Source organism: Limnohabitans sp. 15K (genome assembly GCF_002778285.1).
Lineage (GTDB): Bacteria > Pseudomonadota > Gammaproteobacteria > Burkholderiales > Burkholderiaceae_C > Limnohabitans_A.
In genome coordinates this window covers 14372-31885 of record NZ_NESM01000005.1, presented here as the reverse complement: position 1 = coordinate 31885, position 17514 = coordinate 14372, and the positions used below count along the sequence as shown (strand labels likewise).

15 protein-coding genes are annotated in these 17514 nt (G+C 57.4%); 6 read left to right on the top strand and 9 right to left on the bottom strand.

Annotation, left to right across the window (positions count from 1 at the left end; all coding sequences use genetic code 11):
- From B9Z40_RS14770 to B9Z40_RS14760, 3 genes are all read left to right on the top strand, one after another.
- Positions 1–2595, top strand: a complete 2595-nt coding sequence (locus B9Z40_RS14770; protein WP_100174134.1) for a CheR family methyltransferase — start codon at positions 1–3, stop codon at positions 2593–2595.
- The gene (locus B9Z40_RS14765) at positions 2592–3209 is read left to right on the top strand and encodes a PAS domain-containing protein (protein ID WP_100174133.1); all 618 of its coding nucleotides are present in this window, start codon (positions 2592–2594) and stop codon (positions 3207–3209) included. The genes B9Z40_RS14770 and B9Z40_RS14765 overlap by 4 nt, the downstream gene beginning before the upstream one ends.
- Positions 3210–3339: 130 nt before the next feature.
- Positions 3340–3654, top strand: coding sequence for a BON domain-containing protein (locus B9Z40_RS14760; RefSeq protein ID WP_100174132.1), 315 nt, complete (start codon positions 3340–3342; stop codon positions 3652–3654).
- Positions 3655–3756: 102 nt separating this feature from the next.
- On the opposite strand, the gene B9Z40_RS14755 is transcribed toward B9Z40_RS14760, so the two are convergent.
- The 3 genes from B9Z40_RS14755 to B9Z40_RS14745 all read right to left on the bottom strand — a co-directional run bounded on the left by B9Z40_RS14755 (position 3757) and on the right by B9Z40_RS14745 (position 9495).
- A complete protein-coding gene (locus tag B9Z40_RS14755; RefSeq protein ID WP_100174131.1) occupies positions 3757–4395 on the bottom strand; it encodes a hypothetical protein in 639 nt (212 codons plus the stop codon).
- Positions 4396–4489: 94 nt separating this feature from the next.
- Positions 4490–7777 (bottom strand): filamentous hemagglutinin N-terminal domain-containing protein, encoded by a 3288-nt coding sequence (locus tag B9Z40_RS14750; RefSeq protein ID WP_100174130.1) that lies wholly within the window; start codon positions 7775–7777, stop codon positions 4490–4492.
- 65 nt (positions 7778–7842) lie between these two features.
- Positions 7843–9495 carry a ShlB/FhaC/HecB family hemolysin secretion/activation protein gene (locus tag B9Z40_RS14745; protein ID WP_100174129.1) on the bottom strand — a complete coding sequence of 551 codons (1653 nt, stop codon included), beginning with the start codon at positions 9493–9495 and terminating at the stop codon, positions 7843–7845.
- A 177-nt stretch (positions 9496–9672) separates the two neighbouring features.
- Here B9Z40_RS14745 and B9Z40_RS14740 point away from each other — a divergent pair, with 177 nt between their 5' ends.
- Positions 9673–10389, top strand: a complete 717-nt coding sequence (locus tag B9Z40_RS14740; RefSeq protein WP_100174261.1) for a methyltransferase — start codon at positions 9673–9675, stop codon at positions 10387–10389.
- A gap of 22 nt (positions 10390–10411) precedes the next feature.
- Here the strand turns inward: B9Z40_RS14740 and B9Z40_RS14735 are convergent, their stop codons facing one another.
- The 3 genes from B9Z40_RS14735 to B9Z40_RS14725 all read right to left on the bottom strand — a co-directional run bounded on the left by B9Z40_RS14735 (position 10412) and on the right by B9Z40_RS14725 (position 13695).
- Positions 10412–11539 (bottom strand): SMP-30/gluconolactonase/LRE family protein, encoded by a 1128-nt coding sequence (locus B9Z40_RS14735; protein ID WP_100174128.1) that lies wholly within the window; start codon positions 11537–11539, stop codon positions 10412–10414.
- 100 nt (positions 11540–11639) lie between these two features.
- On the bottom strand, positions 11640–12878 hold the full coding sequence (locus tag B9Z40_RS14730; RefSeq protein ID WP_100174127.1) for an NADH:flavin oxidoreductase/NADH oxidase family protein: 1239 nt from the start codon (positions 12876–12878) through the stop codon (positions 11640–11642).
- A gap of 25 nt (positions 12879–12903) precedes the next feature.
- Complete coding sequence (locus tag B9Z40_RS14725) at positions 12904–13695, bottom strand: exodeoxyribonuclease III (protein ID WP_100174260.1); 792 nt, start codon at positions 13693–13695, stop codon at positions 12904–12906.
- Positions 13696–13705: 10 nt separating this feature from the next.
- Here B9Z40_RS14725 and pyrE point away from each other — a divergent pair, with 10 nt between their 5' ends.
- Both pyrE and B9Z40_RS14715 read left to right on the top strand, forming a co-directional pair.
- Entirely contained in the window at positions 13706–14410 is a 705-nt protein-coding gene (gene pyrE, locus B9Z40_RS14720) for an orotate phosphoribosyltransferase (protein WP_100174126.1), read from the top strand.
- A gap of 123 nt (positions 14411–14533) precedes the next feature.
- Entirely contained in the window at positions 14534–15073 is a 540-nt protein-coding gene (locus B9Z40_RS14715; protein ID WP_369823471.1) for a C40 family peptidase, read from the top strand.
- A 44-nt stretch (positions 15074–15117) separates the two neighbouring features.
- Here B9Z40_RS14715 and B9Z40_RS14710 read toward each other — a convergent pair whose 3' ends face one another.
- From B9Z40_RS14710 to B9Z40_RS14700, 3 genes are read right to left on the bottom strand one after another with little or no spacing between them, the layout of a single operon-like run.
- Positions 15118–16119 (bottom strand): tripartite tricarboxylate transporter substrate binding protein, encoded by a 1002-nt coding sequence (locus B9Z40_RS14710; protein ID WP_233204930.1) that lies wholly within the window; start codon positions 16117–16119, stop codon positions 15118–15120.
- Positions 16106–16576: a cupin domain-containing protein gene (locus tag B9Z40_RS14705; protein WP_100174125.1), complete on the bottom strand. Its 471-nt coding sequence runs from the start codon at positions 16574–16576 to the stop codon at positions 16106–16108. Before B9Z40_RS14705 ends, B9Z40_RS14710 begins: the two co-directional genes overlap by 14 nt.
- Positions 16573–17412 carry an alpha/beta fold hydrolase gene (locus B9Z40_RS14700; RefSeq protein WP_100174124.1) on the bottom strand — a complete coding sequence of 280 codons (840 nt, stop codon included), beginning with the start codon at positions 17410–17412 and terminating at the stop codon, positions 16573–16575. The genes B9Z40_RS14705 and B9Z40_RS14700 overlap by 4 nt, the downstream gene beginning before the upstream one ends.
- Between the last annotated feature and the right edge of the window lie 102 nt (positions 17413–17514).

The window sequence follows — 17514 nt, the reverse complement described above, 5'->3', positions numbered from 1 at the left end:
ATGACCTCTGACGCCATCAACTCGGCGGCACAAGAAGGCCCCCGCATCGTGGGGATCGGCGCATCAGCGGGCGGCTTGGACGCGCTCGAAAAATTCTTCAAGCACGTCGCGCTGGACACCCACATGGCCTATGTGGTGGTGCAGCACACCAGCCCAGAACACAAAACTTTGCTGGGCACCTTGTTGCAAGAAGTCACCGAATTGCCTGTGCACGACGCACTCCATGGCGTGGTGGTCGCAGCCAATGCTGTTTACATCATGCCTACAGGGGGAGAACTGACCGTGGTGCGGGGCTGTTTGCATTTTCAAGCGGCCCAAAAGCCTGTGAGTGCCCATTTGCCCATCGATGCTTTTTTCAACTCACTGGCCAACGATCAAGGCTCCCGAGCCGTGGGCGTCATTTTGTCAGGCATGGGCAGCGATGGCGTTAAGGGTTTGCAGGCTATTCACAATGCCAACGGTTTGTGCTTTGCACAACAGCCAGACACTGCAGCCTTTGTGTCCATGCCCCAAAGCGCCATTGACTCGGCCTGCGTCGATGGGGTCGCGGCTCCAGAGGACCTGCCCCAGAAAATTGTGGACGGGGTCATGGATGCCGAAAGGAAAACCAAACTGCCGAACGACACAGTTCCTGCACGCCCTGCAACAGACTCACTGCTGCCGACCTCGTCCGCAGACGACTTGGCGTCCATTGTTCAGTTGATCCATGAAAAACTGCGCCACGATTTTTCACTGTACAAGCCCAGCACATTGCAACGCAGGATAGAGCGTCGCCAGCAAATCCACCAACTGCCCTCTACAGCAGCCTACACAAGCTATTTGCAAAACAACCCAGCCGAACTTGAACTTCTTTTTTCAGAGATGTTGATCGGTGTGACTTCGTTTTTCAGGGACACACAAGTTTGGGCCGATTTGTCGGCACAGGTCGTGCCCCACATTCTGGCGGCCCACCCAGACTTGCCCATCAGGGCCTGGGTTTTGGGCTGCTCGACAGGCGAAGAGGCCTACAGCTTGGCCATGCTGTTGCGCCAAGCACAAGAAGGCGCAGTTGGCGCACACAGAAGGGTGCAAATTTATGCCACCGACCTCAACCCCGAAGCCATTACCTCCGCCAGAAGAGGCTGGTACAGCGCAGCATCATTGGCCACGCTTTCGCTGACCCAAAGAGATCGCTTTTTCACGCCCCAGAAAGGCGGGTTTGTGGTGCACCCAGACATCCGCTCGATGGTCATGTTTGCCGAGCATGATGTCACCTCGGACCCGCCCTTTACCCAGCTGGACTTGTTGCTGTGCCGCAATGTGTTGATTTATTTCAACGCCACGTTGCAACGGCGCTTGATGCCCCTGTTTCACTTCAGCTTGCGTGCAGGAGGGGTGTTGGTACTGGGCAGTGCTGAAACCATAGGCAAGTCGCAACACCTTTTTAAGGTGCTCGCACCGAAGTCCAGGATCTTTGTGCGAATTGAACCATCAGGTGCGCCCGGCCCCGTGGTTTTTCCTATTCAACGACAGCTCAAACCACAAAGTATGGCGAAGGACTTTTCATTGGACGCCTCTCTCACGACACACGGCAACAACCTGCAAGCCTTGGCGGATCAAGTGCTGCTGCAATCGTTTTCACCCTCTGCGGTTTTGGTGAACGCATCCGGTGATATTTTGTACATCAGCGGGCGAACGGGTCTTTACCTTGAACCTGCGGCAGGCAAAGCCAACTGGAACATCCATGTCATGCTGCGCCCTGCTCTGAGAGCCCCCATTGCATTGGCGTTGAATCAAGCCCTGCAAGGGCTGCTACCCGTGATCTTGAAAAACCTCACTCTGGATGAAACCAACCAGGAGAAAGTGCAGGTGACGGTTTATCCACTGGACAAACCCACGGCGCTTGCCCATACAGCGATGGTGGTCTTCCAAGGAGAGATGCAAATTTCATCCGAGAAAAAGTGGGATGTTTCGGATGTGAAACTCATGGATGGCCTGCAAGCCGAGAAGAGCGACTTGCAAAGTCTTCAAATGGCGGTGCAGACCACAAAAGATCAAATGACCGCCATCAACGACGCTTTAAAAATAGCCAACGAAGAGCTTCAACTGTCGAATGAAGAACTGACCACTTCCAAAGAAGAGTCTCAATCGATGAACGAGGAACTGCAAACCATCAACAGCGAGTTGCAAACCCGCTTGGACGATTTGGCCTTGGCGCAAAGCGACATGCAAAACCTGCTGAACAGCACGGACATCGCCACGCTTTTCTTAGACAACGACTTGAATGTACGCCGATACACCGAAAAAGCGGTCGATATTTTCCATTTGCGCGAGGTGGATGTGGGCCGTCCTTTAAGCGATCTGACCAACATCTTGTCCTACCCAGAGTTACAAGCGGATGTCAAAGAGACTTTGCTGGCTTTGACCCCTTGCACCAAGTCGGTCGCGGCCAGCGATGGGCGTTGGTTTTCGGTGCGCATCATGCCCTACCGCACATTGGCCAACGCGGTGAACGGCGCAGTATTGACCTTTGTCGACATCAGCACCTCCAAAGCACTGGAATTGAGTTTGCGTGAGAGCCAGTTGCCTGCCTCAACGACCAAGGACACACCATGAACAACCCGCAAAATATGCCCCCATCGACCGCTCAGGATTTGCGTGAACGGGCCCAAAACCTGTTGGGGGCGAAGGATCTCAAACCCAACACGGGCCAAGGTGCCAGCGAGGCCATGCGTGTTTTGTTTGATTTGGCCTCATCACCCACCACCGCACACGATGCCTTGGCTTTGCTGCATGAACTGCAGGTTCACCAAGTTGAGTTGGACCTTCAAAATGAAGAGTTGCAAAATGCGCGCACCGAGCTGGAGACCGCTTGGCTGAGGCAAGCCCAATGGTTGGATGCATCACCCAGTGCTCAGCTGATGCTGGACAACTCTGGGCGTTTGATGGAGTGCAATGCCAGGGCGCTCCAATGTTTGAACCTGGCCCTACCCCAAGTGTTGGGTAAACGCTTGGTGAATTGGCTTGACGCCTCTCAACACCTCGAAGCCCAAGGCTGGCTGGCCCATGCGCAAGAAGCCCACGATCCGATTTCATTGGATTTCTGGCTCTGGCTACCCGACGATTCCAAACTGGCTGTACACGCCTCTGCTTGCCGCAACCCTCTTGCACCAGGTGTGCTGGTGTCTTGGGTGAAAGCTTCAGAACGCTCTTCTTTGAGTGTGATTTAGCGCACGGACAATTGCACCGGACCTGCCTAACATGGGATGACCTTGGGGTTGGGCCAGCAATGGTTCAAGCCCGAGTCTGTGGTCAGGCACTGCCTGACTGAATTCACTCTTTGCACGATAGGACTACACCATGATCCGCAAAACATCTTGGGCCGCACTGGCCGTTTCTCTGGTTATTTTGGCTGCCTCGGGTTGCGCTGTTTCGCGTGGCCAAGAGTCGGTCGGCGCTTATGTCGACGACGCCGGCATCACCACCTTGGTGAAGTCCCGTTTCTTTGAAGACAAAGATGTCGCCGGCACCTCCATCAGCGTGGAGACTTTGAACGGTACGGTCATGCTTTCTGGTTTTGCCAAGAGCAATTTGGAACGCAACAAGGCAGAAACCATTGCCCGGGCCGTTCGCGGCGTCAAGATGGTCAAGAACGAGATCTCAGTTCGTCCTTAATAAGAATGAAGCCCTGACGTCATGGCCTTTTCAGGCCGCCGACAGGGTTTTATTCTGCCTGCCAAGGCCATGCTGACTTGCTCAGTGTGGCCTTTTTTATGGTTAATGGTGGTTGTGTGGAAAACCCTTGAATATGGACTTCAAGGGCTTTGTATCAGGCAAGACATACACCACACCCACAGTGTTTTGAAACTGCGGTTGCACAACTTGGTTCCAAAACGAATAAGGCACATTGATACAGCCATAAGAAATTCGATGGTCCGCAGCGATGGACGACGCCAAACGTTCCAGCCTGCGCTCTTTAGGGTCAACACTGCGAACAGGATGGAGTGAGATCCCTTGTTCATAGTCCACCCACAAAATCGCCTGCCCCGAGACATTCTTATCCAAACTGGCAGAAAAGCGCCCAGCGGGTGTGGTCCGCTCGAAGGGGCGAATCAAAGACAAGGGGCGGTCCCCAATACCTGGCACACCCTCATCGCCACGGGTCAAACCCACCAGCACAGGCGCTGCGCCTTGTAAACGGCCTTGTGGATTGAAAACAAAGACACGCGCCTGCGTTTTGTCGACCACCACAAAAGGTAAGCCTTGATGGTCTTGTGAAGCCACGATCCAGTCCACCACTTCACGGGCGTGACTCGATGCCTTTTCCCGCCCAAAATCTGCCGACGAAACTTTGGCCAGCGACTCCTGCGCCTGACCGAGATCCACGGCACCGACCCACACCGGTGTCGACAGCATGTGGACGCCCAGGAGTGCAAGCCCGAGAAAAACAGGCCAACGAACCCGTTCTCCCCGCTTGTCGCTCAGCATACCGCCCTCCTGTTTGGGCCTTTCAGTTGCGGTCTTGCTTGCGTGGTCGCAATGGCACCACGGGTGTCAGAGGTAGTGCAGGAACGGGTGGTGCTGTCACCTCTTTTTCAACCCGCACAATTTCAATGACAGGTGGAGGCAAAGGCACGGCAGGTGCCGTGGTGGGTGTCGGGCTTGGAGGAAACGTCACGGGGCCTTGCGTTACCCGCGGCAACGGCGCAATGGTGAGCCATGTTGGTTTCGGATCCAAAACCGGGACCAGGGGCAAAGCATGTTCACTGTCCAAAAGCGGCGCATCCAAGGTTGGCGTGGTCGGTTGCACGACTGGTGGCAGTACTGGTGGTTCTACCGGCGGCACAACCGGTGGTAGAACTGGCGGCTCTACCGGCGGCAAAACCGGTGGCAGCACTGGTGGTTCTACCGGCGGCACAACCGGAGGCTCTACCGGTGGCAACACTGGCGGCTCAATCGGTACCACGGGTGGTTCAACTGGGGGAACAATGACCGGCGAGACAACGGTCAGGGCGCCATTGACATATTGGATGGTGTAGTTCCCAGGCATGAAGGTTCCACCTGCTGCACTGCTCGGTGTAATGGCGTAAGGGCCGTCAGCCACAGTGGCGGTGGCAGCTTGTCCGGCACTGTTCAAGGTCACTGTGCCCACCGTCTCCCCATTCACCAACGCTGTGGTCGTGAAACCCGTCAACGCAGGCACCTGACCATAGACCTTGCTCACATCTTGCGCCGTCACCGTCAGCGCCGCTGGCGTGATGGTTCCTGGGGCGGTCACAACGGACACAGCGTAGTTGTTACCGCCATTACCGTCGCTGACGGTGTAAGCGCCGTTGGCAATCAAGGTGCTGTTGCCTGTGCCCAAAACATCCTTGCTGGCAAAGGCTTGGATCAAGGCACCGTTCAAGGTATCGCCTGCTTGCAGGTCAGTGGCGGCGGGCACACCCACGGAACTGGTGGTGCCGTTGTAAGCCCGCGTATCTGTGGTCGCAGTGACCGTCAGTGACCTCACCAGAACGTCAGCACGGGCTTGGTAGGTGCCTGCAGGCATGGCTGAAGTCGCGAACAGATCGTATGCAGCGTCTGCAAAGGTGCTTGTGAAGGTAATGGGTTTGTCTGCGCCCACATGCTTGGTATCGAAGTTGGCGTTACTGACGCTACCCAAAGTCACCGGCGGCGCCACACTCGTGACATCCGGCATCAAACCACTCACGGTGGCCGTGGTCGTGCCATCGTAGATTTTGTTGTCGCCCAGGCCAAACACCCAAGCTTTGGCATCCAGTGTGCCCCCACCCGTCAGCTTGCCGCTGTAGGCCAAGATCTCGCTGCTGGTACTGGCGTAAGAGGCCGGATTGAACCGAACGCTGAGCACACCCGTGGTCACCGTCAGGCAGCTGGCGCCGCAGGTGATGTTCACGGTACCAGCAGGCACGCCGGGGCCTGTGCCATCGTTGTCGGCGCGAAACACCATGTCACCGGTGGTGACCGTAGATGCTGCAGCCACGTTGACATGGCGCCCAGCCACCGCGGTCAAGTTGCCGGTGGTGATGGTGGCCGCCGCATTCAGTTGGACATCTTGTCCAGCCGTGAAGGCTAAGTGACCTGTGGTCGTGGTGACCGTGGCACCGACAACAATGTCACGCCCGGCGTTGACAGCCAAACTGCCCCCTGTTCCAGTGACGGCTTGGTTGATATTCACATCCCGTGCAGCCGTCAAATTGAGCGTTGTGGGTGCGGTCCAGGTGATGGCCGCATCGACATGGATATCGCCTAAGCCACCCCCGCTGACACCCGTGTTGGTGGTGGTCACCGTCACGTTGGTGCCACCCAATGCAGTCACCAGGTCTGCCACATTGACGTTGGCCGAATTGACACCCGAGTTGGGTGCATACACCCCGCCAGTTGGCACCGCGTTCGAGGTGGCGGCCGATGAAATCGAAACATCTGCCGGGTCCAGCAACCAAGTGCCTGTTTGCCCCTTTGCAGCGCGCGTGTCGACCGCCAGCCCCGCCACATTCAACCCATTGCCCGACGTCTCGATCAAGCCACCGTTGCCACCTTGCTCACCCCCACGGGCAGACACTTGGCCATGCGCCCGTGTGGAACCATCGGCCCACAGCACAATTTTTCCGCCATCACCTTGCACGCGTGCATCGGCGTGGATCGCAGAGTCCGCACTCATGTACACCGCTGCCGCATGGGGCACCGCAGGGTTTTGGCCCTGGTAGTCACCGCCCACCAGCACCATGCCACCCCCAGCATCGCCAGAGGCTTGGATCTGCGCATTGAACAGCCCCACATGGTGCGCCGTGGCCACCACGCGGCCGCCTGCTTGACCAGGGCCACCGCTCACATCCAGCGTGCCACCCACAGTCACCGTGCCCGACTCCGTGCTGCCCAAAAGAAAAATGCTGCCATTTCGATGGGCCAGTGACTGCGCTTGCACCACGCCCGTGTTGTTCACGGCATTGGCCAACAAGTTGCCCGCCACTTGGGTGGTCATGAGCACCTTCCCGCCATCGGCCTGCAACAAGCCCCCATTGCTCAGCAAAGCATTGGCCACCCCCTGGTCAATGGCCACATTCAGCAGTTGATCACCCGAGACATCGAGCGTCATGGCTTGGCCTGCGGCCAAAGCCACTGTGCCCAATTGAGCCACCACGCGGCCTTGGTTGCTCACTTGGCTGCCCAGCAGCGCCACATAGCCGCCATCGGCAGCCTGAATGAGGCCTTGGTTGACCACCGCCCCTGTGCTCGACCCAGAAAATCGGTAACGGCCTGCCATGAAATCGGCGTCGCTGATGCTCAAGGTGGAGGCCACCAAGCCGCCCACATTCACAGAAGCCCCTGGCCCAAACAAAATACCGCTGGGGTTGACCAGAAACACTTTGCCGTTGGAAGTCAAGTTGCCCAAAATGGCCGAAGGGTCCGAGCCAACCACGCGGTTGAGCGCGACCGAAGAGCTATTCGGTTGCACAAACTGCACCGACTCACCAGCCCGAATGCCAAAGCTTTGCCACTGGATGGCCGCAGACGCGGTGGTTTGGGTGACCGTCATTTGGCCTGGTGTACCGCCAATGCTGGCACGGCCTGCAGTCACCACGCCGCCGGTGGGCGAAGCCTGGGCCAGGGCACCAAAAACCAACATGAGCGCGCATGACAGTTTGTGGCAACGAAGCCTTGTCACCGGTTTTTCGCTCGAAGCCGAAACGGCTTTTCCCGCGCCACTCACATGCTCGGAGGTCGCAACGCATGTGCCTGTCTCAGGGCTCCAAATCGATCGGTAAATGTGGTTCATGGTGGTTTCCTGGATGTCTGGATGACCCTAAAAGCACGGGCCTGCTGTTGAGCTTGGGCTGCAGGTCAGAAATACTTGACCGCTTGGACCCAGAAGCGACCTGATTTGTCGGGCGCAGAAGTGGCGTCCTCGTTACCCAATTTGCGGGCGTAAAACGCTTTCACAGAAAAACTGTTGGCACGCGTCCAATACACCCCCACACCTGCACCGCTGAGGTGACGGCGACGAATTCCTGGAGACCACGGACTGTGGTTCAACTTGACTTCGCCCGCATCGATGAAGGCGACCGCTTGCACTTGCCCCAACATGTTGGGGGGCATGGTCAATTGCTGCCGGGCCTCCAACGTCAACAGGTAGCCTTCATCGGCATAAGCCTCCCCTTCCGGATAGGCCCTGACGCCATACATGCCGCCCAACTCCATCTTTTCCGAAATATCCAGATTTTTGGAAGCCATTTGCCCGCTCATGGAGGCCAAGAATGAGAGGCTCTGCGTGGCTTGCTGCAAGCGGGATGCTGCAAAAGACAGCTTGTTGTAATGGCCATCGCTTTGGGCTGTGGCCCCGTCCAGTGCGCGTGCATCCGGCGTTCGAATGTCCAGATGGCCTGTAGCCCACGCCAGCGAATAGCTGTTCAAGCCACCCCCACCCCAAGCGTCACGGTGATCGCCCATCAGTGAGGCCGTTGCCACTTGAGCGCGTTTGTCCGTGGCGACCAAGTGGTCCTGAAACAGCTTGCTGTCCAAACTCAACCCTGCACTCAAGTTGGTGTTGCGTGAACGGATCAAAGGGTAGCTGCCAAACAAGGTCGCGATGCGCGCATGGCCGTTGGCATTTGGCCCTTTGAATGGTTGTCCCAGCTCGTAGGCCAAGTCACTGTAAGCCACCCCCACGCGCCCCTTGCCCACCAAGGTCTGATAGGCCACTCGGCCGTAACGCAAGCCTGAACCCGAGGTCAAAGCACGCAAGGTCGCCAAATCGCCGTGACCTGTGGGGTTGTTCAAATTGAGCGTGACACCGATGCGGTTTTCACCGGTGTAACGGTTACCGGCGTTGTCTGCATCCACGCTGCCGCTGACGAGTGGACCTGGCTTGACCTCGACCATCAAGTCGGACAAGCCGACCGAAGCACCCGGTACCAAGGTGGATCGCACTTGCACACCGGGCACGTCCGACAAGCGCAGCAAGCGGTCTTCCAAGGGTTCAACGGCAATCACATTGCCAGGGTTCAGGCCACTCAATAAGTTGCGGGGCACTTGGCTGTCCAGGCTGCTGGTGTTGTTCAGTGCGATCTGACCATAGTGGCCCTCCAACACAGCGATGGTGAACGCGCCATCTCTCACCTCTTGGGCCGGCAAATAGGCGCGTGCAACGAGAAATCCAGCCTGTCGGTAATGTTGGGTGATTTTTTGAGCCATGACATACAGGGCTCGCAAATTCATTTCGCGACCCGGCTCAAAGTCGGCCACTTTCAACAACTCGGCTTGTGTGAAGGCGCTGGCACCCGTCACATTCAGTTGTTGGGCTACAAAAATGGTCCCCGCCTTCGAAGGCGTCAGCGGGTTGGCCGCAGGTGCCACCTCGACCCGTGGTGCCGTTCTGGGCACACTTGGGATGGCGGGCAATTGCTGCATCTGACTGCCCGCACTGGGCATCGTTTGGGCAACCACCCCTTGGGACACGAGCAAAACCAAACAGGGTGTCCAAGATTTTTTCAGCATAGGGGCTTTCAAGTGAAACCATTGACGATCTAGTGGGTCTCCATGTTCCCTTCAAGCGCCGCCAATGACCGTGCGTTGAGGCACACAGACACGGCTTTCTCGCATTTCAAGCAAGGTGTACAGTCCAGCCAGCCAGTGCCATGGGGTTTTTGTTTTTGCGCTGCAACGATTGCCTTTTTGCCTCTTTCACCTCCCGGCTACCTGACCAAACAGGAAAGCATTGCGGTTTTGGGTGTGGATGACTTGCTCATCCGCTCCCTGCTCGACAAAAACCAGTTCCATGACCCACTAGACGAAGCCCTGAATTTGGGCATTTCTTCCGCCACTTGGCCCTTGTTTGGCTTGCTGTGGCCTTCAGGGCAGCGCATGGCCGAACGCATGGCCCTTCGACCCGTGACGCATGAGCGTATTTTGGAAATTGGCTGCGGCCTGGGACTGTCCAGCTTGATCGCGCACCGACGCGGTGCCAACGTCACGGCCAGCGACTGCCATCCTTTAACCCATGCTTTTTTGGATGAAAACACCCGTTTGAACGGTTTGCCCCCGATGGCTTACCGACATGGCTTATGGGGCACCGCCGCCTTGCGCGAAGACGGCATGCCTGTGCTGACTTCGGCCCAGGATGATGGGGTGAGCGGCTTGTTCGATCTGATTGTGGGCAGCGACATCCTCTACGAGCGCGACGACGAAGGCACACTGGCCAGCTTCATCCACGCCCATGCCGCGCTGGTGTCAGAGATCTGGGTGGTGGACCCGAACCGAGGCAACCGGGCCGCATTTCACAAGCACATGGCCCGCGTAGGCTTTGCCATGCACGAGCTGGTTTTGGACCAAGCAGCACACGATGACGAAGCGGCCTACAAAGGGCGGATGCTCACTTACACCCGCGGCTGACAACGCCGTAAACAGCACCGGGTTAACGCGGCATCCAGCCCAGTCCCTTGGCATGCAGGCTCTGGATATAAAGCCTGTCTGCCGTCTCGGTGACGCCCGTGCTCTCAGGGTACTGACCGCTCGGGTCTTGCAAGTCCATGAGCACCTTGCCATCTTCGGTGAAAGCCATCACATGGCCATAAGCCTTGGGAATGGGCCACAGGGCGCGGGGCAGGCGCAAGGTGACTTTGCGCATGAACGGTTTTTGCGCCAGATCGTCGATGGTCGGGTTGCGTGGCTTGGCAAAACCCAGCCAGATCTTGCCGTCGCGCCCGCGCATCAGGTTGTCGGGGTAGCCGGGCAGGTTATCGAACAGCACACGGGCTTGTTCGTTGCCCTTTTTCGCATCCAGAGCCCTCACGTCCACGCCTTGGGCATTGACGTCGATTTTCCAAACGCGGTATTTGCCGGTCTCGTTCACAAACAGGTGCTTCTCGTCCTGGCTCAGCGCCACGCCGTTGGCAAAGCTCAAGCCCTGGGCCACCACACGGGTTTGGCCATTGGCCGGGTCAAACTCCAGCACACGGCCCGTGGCCGCCTGCTCCAGGATGTCGAGCACGCTGGCCTCAAAAGTGCCGCCCCAGTCCTTGGGGGCAAAGCGGGTAGAGGCGTCGCTCAGGTACATCTTGCCGTTTTGGGCCACCACCACCGCGTCGGCGTAGCGTATCGGGTCGGGCTGGCCTTTCACATCGACCTTGTCGGTGAGCAGCTTGATCGATTTATCAGGCGCAATAGAGAGCAGGCCTTTGACCGCATCAGCAGCAATCAAATGGCCTTTGGCGTCAAAGTCAAAACCCAGCACCCGGCCGCCCGTTTGGGCAAAAACTTCTTGCTGCGAGCCATCAGGCTGCATGCGCAAGATGCGCCCACTCTCCACCGTGGTGTAAAGCTTGCCGTCCGGCCCAATGACGATGTGCTCCGGCCCCGCCTCAGCGCCCAGATCGATCATGTTGAGTTTGGCCAGCTTGTCGTTGACCACATGGGGCCCCACGTAGCCCTGCGCTTTGGGCGCATCCCAGATGACCGGCTCGATCGGGATGGGCCAGAGACAAAAATACGCCAGCCCAGCCAGCACCAGCACACCCAAAACACCCAACAGCTTTTTCATCATGCCTCCGTTTGCCCCTACAGGGGTTACACAGGCCATTGAAACAGCTTCAGGCCCTTATGGCCTCAGAGCAAACCCTTGTGCGCGTCTGGCACCTAGCGCATCAGCGGGCGTTTCGCCCCTGCATCCATTGCCTGTAAGCACGCGCGCCCCACATGGCACTGACTTGTGACACCAGCAAAGCCCAGACTGGCGACACCCCGGGCCGGGGTGGGCGTTGTTGGCTCAGGCGGGTCAACTGGTATTTGACGGCCCCCATGTGCGCAGCCGCAGCCAAGCCTTTGTTTTTCCAGGTGATCGGTTTGAGCAACATGGGCGCCGTGGTTTGACCCGCACGCCAGTGACGGGGCAAGGCGGGCTCCAGTGCCAAGGCCGTGGCGATGCCGACCATCGCCACACCGCTGTCCAGCACTTGCTGCGCCACCTCGGCCCGGCGGATACCCCCTGTGACCATCAAGGGCATGGCCGCCACGGCCACGATGTCGCGTGCGAACTCGAGGAAATAGGCTTCACGCGCCAGTGTGCGCTCGTCCCTGGACGTGCCCATCATGGCCGGGGCTTCGTAGCTGCCACCAGACAACTCCACCAGGTCCACGCCGAGCGGTGCCAGCATCTGAACCACCTCACGCGCGTCATCGGGCGAGAAACCGCCACGCTGAAAATCAGCCGAATTGAGCTTCACGGCCACCGCAAAGCCTGGGGCCACGGCGGCACGCACCGCCTGCACAATGTTGAGCAGCAAGCGGGCCCGGTTTTGCAGACTCCCGCCCCACGCATCCTGACGGTGATTCGACAAGGGCGAAAGGAACTGGCTGAGCAAATAGCCGTGCGCAGCATGGATCTGCACACCCGTGAACCCGGCCCGTTCGGCGAGCACGGCGGTGGCCACAAACCGGTTCTTGACGTCTTCGATGTCGTCTTCACTCATGGCCTTGGGCATGGCAAATCGATTCGATTGGGCCCCCAGGTTCAGCGCCACGGGCGATGGGGCCACCGTTTGCTGTCCCAAGGCAGCGGGCATCTGACGCCCCGGGTGGTTGATCTGCATCCACACCTGTGCGCCCCGAGAGCGCCCCGCCTGGGCCCAAGCTTTGAAGCGGTCCAGATGGGCCTCGTCTTCAAGCACCACACCACCGGGGCCGGTCATGGCGCGGGCGTCCACCATCACATTGCCCGTCAAGATCAAACCCGCTTCCCCGTCGGCCCAAGCTTGGTACAGGCGCAGCAAGGCGGCGGAAGGCGCATGGTCGCTGTCGGCCATGTTTTCTTCCATCGCGGCCTTGGCGATGCGGTTGGGAATGGTGACGCCGTTGGGCAACAAAAGGGGCGAGAACAGCGTCATGAGGGTAGGGTCCAGAAAATTCAGATCAAATCGAGAAGTCGTAGCCAATGGTGATCGGCGCGTGGTCAGAGAACTTCTCGCTCTTGTAGATGTGCTCGGTGCGGGCCTTTTCGGCCACGGCGGGCGTGGCCAGGTGGTAGTCCAGACGCCAGCCCACGTTCTTGGCATAAGCTTGGCCGCGGTTGCTCCACCAGGTGTAGCACTCGTCGGTGGTCTCGGGTTTCAAACGGCGGTACACGTCCACCACGCCGCCTTCGGTCGTCAGCTGGGTCATCCACTGACGCTCTTCGGGCAAGAAACCACTGTTTTTGAGGTTGCCCTTCCAGTTCTTCAGATCGGCCTGTTGATGAGCGATGTTCACGTCGCTGCACACAATGAAGTCACGCTCGGCCTTGAGGGCCATCAGGTGCGGGTACATCTTGTTCAAGAACCGGAACTTGGCCTCTTGCCGCTCAGGGCCGGACGAACCACTCGGAAAGTACACGCTGATGATGGACAGCTTGCGGGCAGGCGTGTCGAAGCGCGTTTCCACATAACGGCCTTCGGCGTCGAATTCGCCGCCGTCAAAGCCGACCACCACATCGCTGGGTTCGTGGCGGGTGTAGACGCCCACGCCCGAATAGCCTTTTTTCTCGGCAAAGTGAAAGTGGCCCTTCAAGCCCGCCAGTTCTTCAAACTTACCGGCCACATCAGGCGCCTGGGCTTTGACCTCTTGCACACAAATACAATCGGGTTTCTCTTGCGCCAGCCACGCTGCGACCCCTTTGGTCGTGGCCGAACGGATGCCGTTGAGGTTGAGGCTGGTGAGTTTGAACAAGGATTTCCCCATGGTGACAGGACAGGCAAGCGGCGCCGACACACAGGCGCTCGCTCAGGAATTTGTGCAATTTGCGGTCGACTCGGGCGTGCTGCGCTTTGGCGAATTCAAGACCAAAGCTGGGCGCATGAGCCCTTATTTCTTTAATGCCGGCCTGTTTGACGATGGCGCCAAGCTCGGCCGACTGGCGCAATTCTATGCAAAAGCCCTGATGGCCAGCGGCATTGAATTCGACATGATCTTTGGCCCCGCCTACAAAGGCATCCCCCTGGGCGCGGCTGTGGCCATCGAACTGGCCCGCCTGGGCAAGAACGTGCCTTTTGCTTACAACCGCAAGGAAGCCAAAGACCACGGCGAAGGCGGCTCGCTGGTGGGCGCGCCGCTCAAAGGCCGCGTGCTGATCGTGGACGATGTGATGAGCGCCGGCACAGCCGCCCGCGAATCCATTGAACTCATCAAGGCCGCCGGGGCCACCCCACACGCGATAGCGATTGCGCTGGACCGCCAGGAAATGGCCACCGAAAAACAAGCCGACGGCTCGGTGCAGGATGTGGCCCACAGCGCGGTGCAATATGTGCGTGGCACACTGGGCATGAGCGTGTGCTGCATTGCTGAACTGTCGGATTTGCTGGCTTACCTGTCCACCCAAAGCGGCAGTGAATTGGGCCAGCACCTGCCCAAAGTGCAGGCTTATCGCGACCGCTACGGGGTTTGACCCGTGGCTTGCGATGGCCCTGTAGCGAAAGCCAAAGTGAGTTCTTGCGCCCAAGGGGACTGACTTGTTATCATGCCCGTCCCATGAATCCATCTACGAACTGTGATTTTTAAGGCTATCGCCGTGGCCGCCACCCTGCTGCTGGCCACCTCATTGACCTTGGCTGCACCTGAAGACACACCGGTGCAGGTGGACAAACGTGTCAGTGAATCGCTCAATTTGATCCTGTTGGGTGACCAAGTGAAAACCTCTGTGGGCGATAAAACCAACCAGATGTTGGGCAAGGCCATGACACTGCTGGGCGTGCCCTACAAACGCGGTGGCTCGTCGTCCGAAACGGGTTTTGATTGCAGTGGTTTTGTGCGTCACATCTACGAAACCTCTGTGGGCCGTCTGCTGCCAAGGCGTGCGGATGAGCAAGCCAAAACCACTGAAAAAATTGAACGCAATGACCTGAACCCTGGCGACTTGGTTTTTTTCAACACCATGCGTCGCACCTTCAGCCATGTGGGCATTTACATTGGCGATGGCAAATTCATCCATGCCCCAAGTGCAGGCAAAGCGGTTCGCGTGGATGACCTGCGTGCCGCCTATTGGACCAAACGCTTCACAGGCGCGCGTCGCGTTCAAGAACCTCTGACAACAGACCCAACCAACCCTTGAAAGTTGGTGGGTGGCCTGAGCCATCGCACAGGCAAGGCATCAAATCATTGCGGCTCAATGCCCGCTCGCTTGGCAACACCGGCCCATTTCTGATAGTCGCTCTTGATTAAATTGGCAAATTCCAGCGGCGAACTGCCTACAGGCTCAGCGCCTTCAGCCGCCAATTTTTCTTTGATCTCTTTGCTTTGCAAAGCCTTCAACATCTCTGCATTGAGGGTTTGCACAATGGCTTGAGGTGTGCCTGCGGGCGCAAGCAAGCCGTACCACTGCAAAGAAACATAATTGGGTACGCCAGCTTCCATCACCGTGGGCACATCGGGCAGGATGTCTAAGCGTTTAGCGCCAGAAACAGCAAGCGGGCGCACTTTGCCGGACTGAATATGCGGCATCACTGTGAGTGCGTTTGAAAACATGCCTTTGACCTGCCCACCCAACAAGTCTGTGACTGCGGGCGAAGTGCCTTTATAGGGAACATGCAGTGTTTGAATGCCTGCCATGTAGTTGAAAAGCTCCATCGACATGTGCGGAGAGGTGCCCACACCCGCACTGGCGTAGTTGAGTGCTGTCGGCTCTTTTTTCGCCAGGTCAATCCAGTCACGCACGTTTTTGACCTTGACGCCAGGATGGATGACCAAAATATTGGGTGCAGTGGCCGCCAAGGCGATCGGCGCAAAGTCTTTCACAGGGTCGTAGTTGACCTTCTTGTACAAAATGGGATTCAAGACCAAAGGGCTCGGCACAAACAGCAAGGTGTAGCCATCGGCAGGTGCATGCGCCACGGCTTCGATGCCAATCAAGTTACCGGCACCTGGTTTGTTTTCCACATAAAAGTTTTGGCCCAGTGCGCTGGAAAAAGCTTTGGCAAGCAATCGGCCAATGATGTCCGTGCCACCACCGGGCGCTGAAGGCACCACAATCTTGACGGGTTTCGTGGGATAGGTTTGAGCCGTCGAGTCGCCTGATGCCCATAAAAGCAAGCCCGATAAAACGACCACAGGCATGCGCATTTGACGCGTGCCTTGTTGCGCGAAATTAACCATGTGCATGAAGTGTTTGGTGCGTTAAATCAATGGGTTTGGCGGCGATCAGAACAAAAGCAATCACACAAGGCTCTGTGCCATTGTTGACCCAATTGTGAATCGTGCCGCGTTGTACCAAAACATCGCCTTGCTGCAAGCGCACCCTGTGCCCATCGATGTCCATGTCGATCGAGCCTGACATGACCACGGCATAGTCAAGGGTTTCAGTTCGGTGGTTACGCGATGCAACACCTGGATCGTACTGAACAATGCGGAACACGCTGTCTTCTTTGCCCAGCACGGCGACATCTCTTGTGTAACCGTCAGCAGGATCTTGGTTGTCGACCGGCAGCTTGCCTGAAGACCACACCACACAGCTTTGGTGAAAATCTCTTCTCGAAAGGATGTTGGTGCACAGCTCATCGTGCGAAACAATGGCCTTGCCATTTTCATCATGCCCCGTCACAACGCGTCGAATTTTCATGGCGTGACACCTTTCAAAAACTCAAGAACCCGAGTGGCAATGGCAGGCTCTAAATGTCCCCATTCGCCAAAAGAAATGATATCGATGTCTTGGTCCTGAATCGGCAGTTGAAACAACTGAGCATTCGGAATCAACTTTGCAGCCTCAATGCCATTCACACTGGCATGTGTTCTATCGTTACCTGGAATGATCAGCACGGGAACGTGAATCGCCTTGAGCGTGTCTTCGTTGACCCCCATCACGGGGTATGAAGGGCCGCTTGTAAACACCTTCAACCAGTTTTCTTGCGTTTTGATGAAGTCCTTTGGATCCATGGCCATCAAGATGTCTTCATTGGCCGGTCGCGCTTTGATTCGCTCTTGATAATCAGCGGTCTCGCAAACGGCCTTCATACCGCCTTTTTGAGCGGCATCAATGAAAACTTGGTAATACTTTGTTGGCAAGCGCCTGATGGCCGTCTCACCCCCGGTGACGCGAATCAGAACCAAAGATTTGACAATCTCAGGATGCCGCTGCGTGACCAAGATGGACAGTCTGGCGCCAGAAGAGGCGCCACCCAAAAAGGCAGGTGTTGCGCCCAAATATTTCAGGAGTTCGGCCAAATCATCGGCCCAAATGTTTTCTTCGCCATCGTCTCCCTCGATGCGAACTTCAGATGCGCCCGTATTTCTGCGGTCGTGCAGCAACACCCGGAATCCACCTGCGGCGATTTTCTGAGCCAAAGAAATGAACTCGTTGTGACTTCTTCGCCCGCCTGTAGACAGCGCAAACCAAGGACCGTTATCTCCGATCACTTGGTAAAAGATGTCGACGCCTCGAATATTTGCAATAGGCATGGGTGCACCTCATGAAAAACCACATCCTAATTCACTCTGAAGAGTGAAAGTTAAGAAGTTGAAAGCCTCTATGCGATCAAGCTTTGCCGTCAACAAAAACGC